The organism is Methylophaga sp. OBS1, assembly GCF_026319365.1.
In genome coordinates, this window is sequence record NZ_JAPDMS010000001.1 from 1 (window position 1) to 12031 (window position 12031).

General features: G+C 49.0%; 10 protein-coding genes. 8 read left to right on the forward strand and 2 right to left on the reverse strand.

Features of this window, described 5'->3' with window-relative positions; translation table 11 throughout:
• Nucleotides 1–235: 235 nt before the first annotated feature.
• The 5 genes from OMQ46_RS00005 to OMQ46_RS00025 all read left to right on the forward strand — a co-directional run bounded on the left by OMQ46_RS00005 (nucleotide 236) and on the right by OMQ46_RS00025 (nucleotide 8420).
• A complete protein-coding gene (locus tag OMQ46_RS00005; protein WP_266234781.1) occupies nucleotides 236–1279 on the forward strand; it encodes an NADP(H)-dependent aldo-keto reductase in 1044 nt (347 codons plus the stop codon).
• A 139-nt stretch (nucleotides 1280–1418) separates the two neighbouring features.
• On the forward strand, nucleotides 1419–3473 hold the full coding sequence (locus OMQ46_RS00010; protein WP_266234782.1) for a TonB-dependent receptor plug domain-containing protein: 2055 nt from the start codon (nucleotides 1419–1421) through the stop codon (nucleotides 3471–3473).
• Nucleotides 3448–4008, forward strand: coding sequence for a YfiR family protein (locus OMQ46_RS00015; protein WP_266234784.1), 561 nt, complete (start codon nucleotides 3448–3450; stop codon nucleotides 4006–4008). Before OMQ46_RS00010 ends, OMQ46_RS00015 begins: the two co-directional genes overlap by 26 nt.
• On the forward strand, nucleotides 4005–6308 hold the full coding sequence (locus OMQ46_RS00020; RefSeq protein ID WP_266234786.1) for an ATP-binding protein: 2304 nt from the start codon (nucleotides 4005–4007) through the stop codon (nucleotides 6306–6308). The genes OMQ46_RS00015 and OMQ46_RS00020 overlap by 4 nt, the downstream gene beginning before the upstream one ends.
• A gap of 36 nt (nucleotides 6309–6344) precedes the next feature.
• Nucleotides 6345–8420, forward strand: a complete 2076-nt coding sequence (locus tag OMQ46_RS00025; protein ID WP_266235904.1) for an EAL domain-containing protein — start codon at nucleotides 6345–6347, stop codon at nucleotides 8418–8420.
• On the opposite strand, the gene OMQ46_RS00030 is transcribed toward OMQ46_RS00025, so the two are convergent.
• Both OMQ46_RS00030 and OMQ46_RS00035 read right to left on the reverse strand, forming a co-directional pair.
• A complete protein-coding gene (locus OMQ46_RS00030) occupies nucleotides 8417–9007 on the reverse strand; it encodes a MarR family winged helix-turn-helix transcriptional regulator (RefSeq protein WP_266234787.1) in 591 nt (196 codons plus the stop codon). The two genes, OMQ46_RS00025 and OMQ46_RS00030, sit on opposite strands and share 4 nt — an antisense overlap.
• Entirely contained in the window at nucleotides 9000–9437 is a 438-nt protein-coding gene (locus OMQ46_RS00035; RefSeq protein ID WP_266234788.1) for a chemotaxis protein CheW, read from the reverse strand. Before OMQ46_RS00035 ends, OMQ46_RS00030 begins: the two co-directional genes overlap by 8 nt.
• Before the next feature lie 196 nt (nucleotides 9438–9633).
• Here OMQ46_RS00035 and ectA point away from each other — a divergent pair, with 196 nt between their 5' ends.
• The 3 genes from ectA (at nucleotide 9634) to OMQ46_RS00050 (ending at nucleotide 12022) form a co-directional block, all read left to right on the forward strand.
• Nucleotides 9634–10140, forward strand: a complete 507-nt coding sequence (gene ectA, locus OMQ46_RS00040; RefSeq protein ID WP_266234789.1) for a diaminobutyrate acetyltransferase — start codon at nucleotides 9634–9636, stop codon at nucleotides 10138–10140.
• A 56-nt stretch (nucleotides 10141–10196) separates the two neighbouring features.
• The gene (gene ectB / locus OMQ46_RS00045; RefSeq protein ID WP_266234791.1) at nucleotides 10197–11531 is read left to right on the forward strand and encodes a diaminobutyrate--2-oxoglutarate transaminase; all 1335 of its coding nucleotides are present in this window, start codon (nucleotides 10197–10199) and stop codon (nucleotides 11529–11531) included.
• An 86-nt stretch (nucleotides 11532–11617) separates the two neighbouring features.
• Nucleotides 11618–12022, forward strand: coding sequence for an ectoine synthase (locus OMQ46_RS00050; RefSeq protein ID WP_266234793.1), 405 nt, complete (start codon nucleotides 11618–11620; stop codon nucleotides 12020–12022).
• Nucleotides 12023–12031: the final 9 nt, after the last annotated feature.

A 12031-nucleotide genomic window follows, 5' to 3' on the forward strand; every position in this document is an offset into this window, starting at 1 on the left:
GGTGCCGGTGACGGCACTGGTTCGGGCGCCGGCCGGGGTGACTGAAGACGGGCTGGCCCCGCTCACCTTTGAAGCCACGGTGCGTGAGCAACCGCAACTTAACAGCAGCTATGACAGTATGTTTATGACTCCTGAGTAAAGGCTAACCATCTTTACATGCGGCTTGCCCACTGTAACAGTGGCTTGCTAGGCTAAAGCCCGCTTCAGAGCGGGCTTTTTGATAGAGGACAGAAGTATGAAATACAGCAAACTGGGATCCAGCGATCTTGAGGTCAGCCGGATATGTCTTGGCACCATGACCTATGGTGAGCAAAACACCGAACAGGAAGGGCATCAGCAGCTGGATTACGCGCTGGAACAAGGGGTGAATTTCATTGATACCGCTGAACTCTATGCAATACCACCCAGGGCGGAGACCTATGGTGAAACCGAGCGGATCGTCGGCAGCTGGCTGAAAAGGCGTGGTCGTCGTGACGATATCGTCCTTGCCAGTAAAATCGCCGGACCGGGACCGGACTGGGTGTCACACATCCGGGGCGGCCATACCCGCTTTGATGCGGACAATATCAGCCAAGCGCTGGATGAAAGCCTGCGTCGTCTGCAGACTGACTATATCGACCTCTATCAGTTACATTGGCCTGAACGTAAAACCAATTATTTCGGCAAACTGGGTTATCAGGCTGATGACGCGGAAGCTGAATTGACGCCGGTTTATGAAACACTGCAGGCACTGGATAAAGCGGTTCAAGCCGGCAAGATCCGTTATATCGGACTGTCGAATGAGACCCCCTGGGGCATCATGCAGTTTATATGGACGGCAAAGGTGTTGAATCTACCTTCTCTGGTCACAGTGCAAAACCCCTACAGTCTGCTGAACCGGACTTATGAAGTAGGGTGTGCTGAAATCAGTCACCGCGAACAGGTAGGGTTAATGGCCTATTCACCTCTCGGCTTTGGTGTGCTCACTGGTAAATATCTGGATGCTGCCCCCAGTGATGCCAGGCTGACCCGCTGGCCACATTATGCTCGCTACAGTAATGAACAGGCGGTAGCTGCAACCCGGAAATATGTTGAACTGGCGCGTCGTCATAATCTTGATCCAGCACAGATGGCGCTGGCTTACGTCAACAGTCGTCCATTTCTGACTGCGAATATTATTGGTGCCACTGATATGCAGCAGCTCAAAAATAATATCGCCAGCATTGAGTTGGAACTCAGCGAGACGTTGCTGGATGAGATCGAAGCTATTCATCGCCAGCATCCCAATCCATCCCCCTAATTTGCCGGGGGTTAATGCTTTGTTAGGCTGCGAAAGTGTGATCTAGCTGGCATTTTTGTAAAGAATCCTGTATCAGTTGGATCAACTGGTTTTGAGTGTTGACTCATGCCTTGGTGATATTCAATGGTGGAGGGGCAGCATGCGCAAGCAAGGCATGGCGAAACTCTGGTTCCCGGGAGTTCTGTTTGCTTGTTCCCATGCTGTTGAAGCTGCTTCACAGACACCATCCCCAATTGATCTCAGTCTGCAGGAATTGCTTGATATCGAGGTCACGACTGTGTCACGTCAGGCAGAGTCGCTTTCCAGTGCAGCTGCCGCAATTTACGTCATTACCGGCGAAGAAATCCGCCAGCGGGGATTTCAGTCTATTCCTCAAGCCCTGAGAGATGTGCCTGGGCTGCATGTTGCTCAGATTGACGCGCAGAAATGGGCTGTCAGCAGTCGCGGCTTCAACGGTCGCTTCAATAACAAGATGCTTGTGTTGATCGACGGCCGGAGTGTTTACTCTCCGGAATTTTCCGGCGTCTATTGGGAAGTACAGGATACGCTGATGGCTGATATTGAGCGGATCGAGGTGATTCGGGGGCCTGGAGCCGCCATATGGGGCGCAAATGCAGTCAACGGCGTTATCAATATTATCAGTAGACACAGTGCGGACACGCAGGGTGGTTATGCTGAAATAGGGGCCGGTGACTATCAGCAAGCTTTTGCCGGTTTTCGTTACGGTGGACGGCTCGCACCGGGCCTGACTGGCCGCGCTTATGTCAAAGCATTCAAACGTGATGATTTGGCATTTGACCCTGCCGATGTCAATCCTTCAACGGCTGCGCTGATTAGTCAAACTGAGACCGACAATAGCTGGTGGAAGCAGCAAGCGGGCGCACGTCTGGATATGACTCTGGGGACAACCGCAACCCTGAGACTCAGTGGTGCTGCCTATGACAGCATGATGGATCAGACTGTCACCATCCCGACATTAACCGATCCCTACATCGATTATCCCAACATCAGTTCGGTATCACGCGGTTGGCATTTGCTGGGGGATTACACCCGCGCATTGTCTGCGGATTCGCAATTGAATCTGAAGGTGTATTTTGATCATGCCAAGCGGGATGAGTCGCTGTTTGGATATAGCCGAGATACGCTGGATGTCGAAATGTCTCATCATTTTGAGATCGGTGCTCGTCATGAACTGCTATGGGGTATGGGCTACCGGCATATTGATAACGAACTGGATACCAATATGTCGGTGATTGATACCCGGGGCGATAATGAGAGCACAAACCTCTGGAGCTTGTTTGTTCAGGATCAGATAACCCTGAAACCCGAAATGCTCTGGCTGACACTGGCGACACGCTTTGAGCATCATGCCTACAGCGATTTTGAATGGCAACCTACGGTCAGGTTAAGTTGGCAGCCTGCTGAACGGCATCGCTTCTGGACAGCAGTATCAAGGGCGGTCAGAACGCCATCACAGCTCGAGCATGAATATTTTATCAACGCGGGCAACCTCGCTCCGTTAAGTGCTTTCAATCCGACCGGTTTCGTTAACAGGCTCATATTGCAGGGTAATTCAGATTTTGACTCGGAAGTGGTTAAAAGTATTGAGGCAGGCTATCGCTATGCCAGTCAACATGCGTTTAGTCTGGATACAGCGGTTTTTTACAATGATTATGATGATCTGCGAAGTAACCAGGTTACAGAGACAGACTTTTCAACCTTACCGGCCTATATCACGACTTTTTCTGCCTTTGATAACGATGCCAGCGGTAAGAATTACGGCTTGGAGTTATCAGCTAACTGGATGATCAACCAGAGATTAAAGTTACGTCTCAATTACAGCTATATCGAGAGTGATTTCAGTGAAGGACAGCCACAAAATACCGATGCACCTGAACAGCTTGTCTCGCTGTTTGCAAACTGGCGTATCAGTGATGACATTGATTTGACTGCAACCTGGCGCTATGTGGATCGCAATCAGTCCATAGATCCGGTTCAGGTAGATAATCAGACAATTGATGCCTACCACGGCGTTGATCTGGGGCTGAACTGGCAGCTTACACCGGACCTGCAACTGTCAGTGTTTGCCCGGGATTTGTTTTACGGTTCTCATGTTGAATATAAGGCTGAGTTATTGTCCATTCCTTACCGTGTGGAACCGAGCTTCTATGGCAGACTCACGCTGGAGTATTGAAAAAGTGGCTTTGCTGAAACTAAAAACACTCTTTTTACTGGCGCTGTTATTGAGTCATGGCACTCAGCCAGTGATTGCCGTCGCTCAGCAACCTGACTCCCGCTCTGTGATCGCTGCACTGAACTATAACTTTGCCAAATACGCAGACTGGCCGGATGAGGAGCACGCCGAATCAATCCGCTTGTGTTATTTCACCCATACCTTCAAAAACAGCTTCACTGAGTTGCATGACAAAGCTATTTTCAATAAGCCCATCAGCACCCATCAGATCAATGATGTGGAGCAGACAGATCAGTGTCATCTGGTGTACATTGACCGCAACGAACGTGATATAACACAACGCCTGTTTGTTTATCTTGCCGATAAACCTGTACTTACAGTATCCGATATATCGGGGTTTATTGACGACGGTGGCATGATAGAAATCGTTCGTGAAGACAATAAATTTCGTTTCAAAGTGAATATGTCGAGAATGGAGCTTGCTAATTTGAAAATGAGCTCCCAGGTGCTGAAGCTGGCCGTGGAAGTCAAATGAAATGGATCAAAACGCTTAAGTTTCGCCTGATTGCGACGATGATGGGCCTCGTGTTACTGACTATCCTCATCATTTCTTCATCTATTGTCAGTAACCAGCGTCAGGCAATTGAGAGACAGGCACGGCTGGATTCGACTGCGTTGGCCGAATTGTTGGTCAACAATACACTCACAGCAGTGTTATTCGATGATGCTGCCTCTGCCAGACAGTCACTGGAAGCGCTGAGGGTAAGACAAGATATCAGCCGGGTGATGATTTTTGATGGTCAGGCAGGTCTGTTTGCAAGCTATCAAAATAATGCCAGTGATGAACTACCGGAACTGGATCCCATCAGACGCGTTATACGAACGCGTACCCCCGCATTCATTGAAAATGAGCAGGGTTTAGAAGTCATCATGCCTATGCTGAGTCATGGTGATGTGATCGGGGTACTCTATCTGCTTGATAGCTTGTCTTCTCTAAAATCTCAGTTGTCAGAATTCTACAAAGTGGTCGCTTTGACTGCGGTCGTTGCATTTTTCGCCAGTTTGTTAGCGATGTTGTGGCTGGTTTCTCTATTCACTAAACCCATGAATAAAATGCTGGAGACGATAAGAGATATCAGCATTCACCGTGATTACAGACGACGTGCGCCCAGCGCAGCAACGATGGAGTTTAATCAACTCTCCGAGAGTTTCAATCAGATGATCAGTGAGGTAGAGCTGCGAGGCCAGCAACTTGAAACCATGAATGCTGAATTGGAGCAACGGGTCCAGGCCAGAACCGAGGCGCTGGAGACCGCATTGGATGTGGCTAACCATGCTAACCTGGCCAAGTCGCAGTTTTTGGCCATGATGAGCCATGAGGTCAGAACGCCACTGAATGGCGTGATTGGATTTGCTGAGTTACTCAAACTCAGTGATCTGGATAAAGAGGCGCGGGAGAATGTTCGACTGTTGAATGACTCAGCGCAGTCATTACTTGCTTTACTGAATCAAATCCTTGATTTTTCAAAGCTTGATGCTGACAAGGTTGAACTGGAAAAACAACGCTTGAATATGGCGAGTTTCATAAAATCCGTTGTCGAGACCAACCGCGCCAAAGCCGATCGAAAAGGACTGGTTCTTGAGCTCAACCTGCAGGACAGTGATGCTGATTATCTTGTCGACCCGTTGCGTCTGAGACAAGTACTCAACAACCTGATCGATAATGCCATCAAATTTACCCATCAGGGTCGTGTCAAAGTCAGCCTGATGGTTGAACAGTATGAGGTCGAGCATTGGCTCCGGTTTGAAGTCGAGGATACCGGCGCCGGTATTGCCGATAATAAACTGGAGGCGATCTTTTCTCCATTTGCCCAGGCCGATAATTCGGTCACTCGAAAATATGGCGGTACGGGACTGGGACTGGCTATATGTGCTCAGCTCATCAAACTGATGAAAGGTCACTATGGTGTCGATAGTCGTGAACAGCAGGGCAGTTTGTTCTGGTTTAAAATTCCGGTGCAGAAGCTGGATGTCATTCAGCCAACACCTCGACTCAAAAAAGCACCTGTTACGGTGACTCAATCCAATGGCAACGCAATACTGCTGGCCGAGGATAATGAAATCAATCAATCGGTAGCGGCCGGCATGCTGGAAAACTTCGGTTATCAGGTAGAGATTGTCAGTAACGGCCTTGAAGCGGTGAATGCCTGTAACAAAAAACGTTATGATCTGATTCTGATGGATTACCACATGCCACAAATGGGAGGAATGGAAGCCACGGCAATGATTCGTAACAGCCGCGGACAGAGCTTCAACAGCGGCACGCCTATTGTTGCGCTGACCGCTGATATCCAGGATGGGGTGGAGAGCGAGTTTCGTCACGCGGGTGCTGATGATTTTCTGATAAAACCCTTTACGCTCGAACAACTGGGCGACATCATCCACCGTTGGCTGGAAAAAGCGGAGTCGGAAGATAAGGCCGCTTCTGTCATCGATGAGTCGGTGCTGGACGAAATACGGCGAATGTCGGGTGAGCAGGCACCAGAACTGATCAATAACATCGTTGAGCTGTATCTCAAGCAAACGCCCGACTTGATCGATGACATTCATCATGCAGCTAAAGACGGTGATTCTGAGCGTGTTTTCAGAGCTGCCCATGCGCTGAAGTCCAGCTCTGCCAATATCGGTGCTGTCAGAATCAGTGAGATTGCCCGGCAGGTAGAAAAACTGGGGCGCGACAACCGGATTGACCATGTTTCTGCTCACCTGGATACACTGGTAGAAAATTACGAACAAGTCAGGCTCAATCTAAAAAGCCGGCTGGGAGAGGCTTAGGTGGAGGAATCCTCAAGAAAATCAGTGGTTTTGATTGTGGACGATGATCCGGTGACACGGATGCTGATGCGACAATCGTTAAAAAACATTGATATTGATATTTACGAGGCCAGTAACGGTACAGATGCGATTGCTGAATTCAACCAGCACAAACCGGATATGACTCTGCTGGATGTTTCCATGCCGGGTATGGATGGCTTTGAATGCTGTGAGAGATTACGGCAATTACCCCGTGGTCAGGAGTGCGCCATAGTCATGGTCACCTCGCTGGATGAAGTCGAGGATATTGAGCGGGCTTTTCAGGTGGGTGCCACTGATTTTATGACCAAGCCACTCAAATGGCCTTTATTTAACCATCGTGTCAGATATGTGCTCAAGGCCAACCGGACCCTGCAGGAACTGAGTCTGAATAAAAATAAACTGGCCAAGGCCCAGTCTATTGCTCACCTGGTTTACTGGGAGTGGGATTATCAGTCAGACAGTATCGAATGCTCCACTGATATGTTCGATATGCTGGGACTGACACGGGAAAGCCGACTGACACTGAAACGCTTGTTGACAGTGATACACCCGGATGATCGTGCCCGCTTTGTCCGCAACGTGCGGCTGGCGATAAAGGACAAGAAGCCCTACGACATTGAATATCGCGTGCAGCGCCCGGATGGACATGTCCTGTTTATCAACGAACGCACTGATATCAATTTCGAATATGGCCAATGGCGTATTGTGGGCACGCTGCATGATATTACTGCGCTTAAGCAATCTGAGCAGGAAATAACTTATTACGCCTACTATGACACATTGACCGATCTGCCCAACCGTCGCTTATTTATCGAACAGCTGGAAACCACGATTGCCAGCGCACGCCGTCATCAGCGACGCTTCACGTTGATGTTTCTGGATCTGGACCGTTTCAAGCACGTCAATGATACTTACGGTCATCATGTCGGTGATGAACTGCTGTGCCAGGCTGCCGGCCGAATCCGTGAATGTGTGCGTGACTCGGATCTGGTAGCCAAAATCAGTCTGGAGAGCGACCATCGTGTTGCCCGTCTGGCCGGTGATGAATTCACTGTTCTGCTGGATGATGTGGACGATGTTGCTGATATTGCCGACATTGCCAATCGCTTGATAGAGATCTTTTCAAAACCGTTCGTCATAGGCGGGACACCGCTTTATGTCACTGTCAGTATCGGTATTACCGTGTTTCCAACTGACGGTCATAATGTCCAGATCCTGCTACAGCATGCAGATGTGGCCATGTATCACGCCAAGCAGGTGGGACGTAATAACTACCAGTTCTTCTCCGAGAGCATGAATAACTACCTCAAGCTCAGGATGGAGATGGAGCATGATCTGCGTATTGCGCTTGAGCAGGAGCAGTTTGAGCTTTATTACCAGCCTCAGTATCACGCTCGCAGTGAGAAAATCGTGGGATTTGAGGCGCTGTTGCGCTGGCGGCATCCGGTAAAAGGCCTGCTGACGCCGGATAGCTTTATTGAAATCGCGGAGTCAACCGGTTTGATTCTGCCTATTGGTGACTGGGTGTTGATGCAAGCCTGTGAACAGGTTTATCAGTGGCAGCAGGCCTTGGGTTGCGCTTATCGTGTGGCGATTAACCTGTCCGCGTTGCAGTTCAATCAAAATTATTTGCCCGAGCGTGTCAGGCAGACGCTGGAACAGACGGGGTTACCGCCGGAAACACTGGAACTCGAAATTACTGAAACGGCGATGCTGAATGATGTTGCAGAGACGATTCCATTGCTGTTTGCTTTGAAGAAAACCGGCGTTCGACTGGCCATTGATGACTTCGGTACCGGTTACTCCTCAATGAGTTACCTGAAAAACTTCCCTATTGATACGCTTAAAATCGACCGTTCTTTTGTTGAGGAGATTGTGTTCAACCGCAAGGATGCGGCGATTGCACAAACCATTGTGCAACTCGCTAATAATCTCCACTTATCGACGATTGCGGAGGGAGTGGAAACCGAAGCACAGGCAGCCCTGCTGTTGGATATGGGCTGTGAAGAATTTCAGGGCTTCTATTTCAGCAAGCCAATGCCAGTGAGTGACCTCAGTGTTATGTTGACGTGCAATGGTCATGACCTTTAGTCATCTTCGGCGTAGGCGGCGGGTTTGTCGACCAGCGTATCCTGACGATCCAGTAAACCGATATCGAGTACCGGCGAGGCATCGATATGCTGGGCATCCATCATCTGTGCAACCCGTTTCAATGCGGAGATAATCATGGTCTGTTCCCATTCCTGCAAATCGCCGAACTGGCGGGTGAATTGTTCCTGCAGCGGAATAGGCGCATTTTTGAGTATTTCCAGTGCTTCATCATTGAGAAAGGCATGCACTTTACGCTTGTCGGTTTCAGACCGTTGGCGATAGACGAGTTTGCGCTTTTCCAATCGGTCCAGAATGGTGGTGACAGTGGCCTGACTCAGGCTGACTTCCTGAGCCAGTTCACCAATGGTGATCTGTCCTTTATCTCGCAGCGTCTGCAGTAGAAGGATCTGAGGCGCGGTCAAACCCGTGGTTTTGGCAAGGTATTTAGAGTGAAGATCGGTCGCTCGGATAACCCGACGCAGGGCAATCAACACTTCTTCAATCTGGTTCAACAGCTGATCCTTTTGTTCTTTATTCAGATCAAGATTATAAACTGCGTCCAGATTTAAACCGATAGTTTTACTCATAATGTTCCAATTCGTTAATGCAGCGCTCAAAGTCAGTCAGAATAAGTAGCTGATCGTCGTGGTTGATGGTGCCTTTAACCGGGCTGGAATTCTGATTACGTTCGACAGGCATCATGTCCGCGTCTGCCAGCACACTGATTTTTTTCACCTCATCAACGGTAACGCCCACCAGACCGGAAGTTGTTTCCAAAACAATAATGTGCTCACTGTCATTCACCGCTTCATCCAGTCCCAGTAATTGTTTACTGGAGACGATGGTGACAATTTCACCTCTGACATTGAGCACCCCCTCAACACAGGACTGCGCACCGGGCACGGGAACCGGTGACAAATAATCGAGGATTTCTCTGACCTGATTCACTGGATGAGCATAGGTCTCATCTTCTATACGGAAACAAAGCCACTGTTGGTCGTGTAATTGTTCTGACATTAATAGTAAATACGATTCATTATTGGGACTGGACTTTTCATTTGTTTAGTGTACTATATATTTAGACGTCTAAACAACTCGTCTTAGTATGGCGAAATTATTTAATTAATTTCAATATCAACATATTGAGTCTGTTTATTCGTAAATTTTCCGTATTTAATTCAATAGACATATAAATAATAGAGTTATTTATAAAATGAATCTTGCACATACTGACGCTGCGCCCATTACCCTGCGAGCCCCTGCGGCTGAGGACGGTGCTGCGGTGTACGAACTCATCGCCCAGTGCCCGCCACTGGATACCAACTCAATGTATTGCAATCTGCTTCAGTGCACGCACTTTTCCGCCACCTCGGTGGCCGCTGAAAAAGAGGGCGACATTGTCGGCTTTATCTCTGGTTACATTGAGCCGGATAACCCTGACACGCTGTTTATCTGGCAGGTTGCAGTTGGCGAAAAAGCCCGCGGGCAGGGCCTGGCTGGTCGTATGTTGCGTGACATTCTGTCGCGGCAACAGGAAGGCCAGATCAAATTTATTGAGACCACCATTACCCCGGATAACCGGGCGTCATGGGCACTGTTTGAAAGTCTGGCCAACAAACTGGGTACAGAGTTGAATCACTCTGTGATGTTTGATCGCCAGCAACACTTTGCCGGCCAGCACGAAACGGAAATGCTGGTCAGACTCGGTCCCCTTCAATAAGACCTGCTTCACGGCAATCGGGCACCGACAAACCATTACCAGGAGACAACAAAACCATGAAAATTTTTGAGGAAATCGAATCGGAAGTTCGCTCATATGCGCGCTCTTTCCCACGCATTTTCAACCGCGCTAAAGACGAGTTCGTATATGACGAAGAAGGCAATGTCTATTTAGACTTTCTGGCCGGTGCCGGTTCGCTCAACTATGGTCATAACAACGAGCTGTTCAAAAAGCCACTGCTGAAATACATCGAAGAAGATGGCATTACTCAGGGCCTGGACTTACACACGCGTGCCAAGGGTGAGTTTCTGGAGAGCTTTAATGAGTACATTCTGAAACCACGTGATCTTGACTATATCGTCATGTTCACTGGCCCAACCGGCACAAATGCTGTTGAAGCAGCGCTGAAAACAGCCCGGAAATACACCGGCCGCGAAAATGTCATTTCATTTACTAACGGCTGGCATGGTCAGACGCTGGGCTCACTGGCTATCACCGGTAACGGTCACCACCGTGGTGGTGCCGGCATCAGCCTGCATGGTGCGACCCGTATGCCTTATGACGGTTACATGGGGGACGACGTCGATACCACCAACTACCTGGATAAAGTGTTATCTGATTCCAGCAGTGGTGTAGACAAGCCGGCTGCCGTCATCGTCGAAACGGTTCAGGGCGAAGGCGGCATCAATGCCTGTTCCATGACCTGGCTGAAGAGCCTGTCAGAGGTATGTAAAAAGCATGATGTGCTGTTGATTATTGACGACATCCAGGCTGGTTGTGGTCGTACCGGTANTTTCTTCAGCTTTGCCGACGCCGGCATCTATCCGGATATCGTGACCGTTTCCAAATCTTTGAGTGGCTATGTTTTGCCATTCGCCATCCTGCTGATGACGCCGGAACTGGACCAGTGGAAACCGGGTGAACATAACGGTACCTTCCGTGGTAACAACCCCGCCTTTATCACTGCCAAGGCAGCGATAGACAACTACTGGAAAGATGACAAGTTTGCCAAGGAAGTCCAGGCCAAAGGTGATTACATTGCCGAGCGCGTTGACAAGATTGTTGAGAAATANGGTGAAGGANACTGCAACTCGCACGGTCGGGGCATGTTCCGTGGCATCAACTGCGTCAGTGGTGAACTGGCGAGTGCCATCACCCACAAGGCATTCCAGAAGGGACTGATTATCGAGACCAGTGGTACCGAAGACCACGTCGTTAAATTCCTGTGCCCACTGACAATTTCTCAGGAAAGCCTGGAAAAAGGCATCAACATTCTGGAAGAAGCGATTCGCGAAGTCTGTGACAAGGCAGATTCGATTCCGGAAGAAAAAGACTACTTTGAAGGTGACTATTCAGTCAGCGAAGAAGTTGAAAAAATGGCGCGTTCATAAAAGTATCAAGCCATTCGTCAAGGAGAGTGACTTTCGTCACTCTCCCGTCTTTTTCATCAAGATTATCTAGTTTAAGAGGAACATACATGCTTGTCAGACAACTTCAGGATGCAGAAAAAACCAGCCGTAAGATTGTTGATCCGAATGGTAATTGGGACAGTACCCGCCTGTTGCTGAAAGATGACAATATGGGCTATTCATTCCATATCACCACTATCTACGAAGGTGCGGATTTCAGAATGCATTATCAAAACCATCTGGAATCGGTGTATTGCATCAGTGGTGAAGGAGAGGTTGAGTCACTGGAAGATGGAAAGAAATATCCCATCACACCAGGCACGCTCTATAACCTTGATAAGCACGATCGTCACATGCTGCGTGCTTTTAAAGAATTGAAACTGGCCTGCGTTTTTAATCCCCCTCTGAAAGGGACTGAAGTCCATAACAAAGAGGGGGCTTACGAGCTGGATGCTGATCCGATCGCGGACTGATTCAGTTCC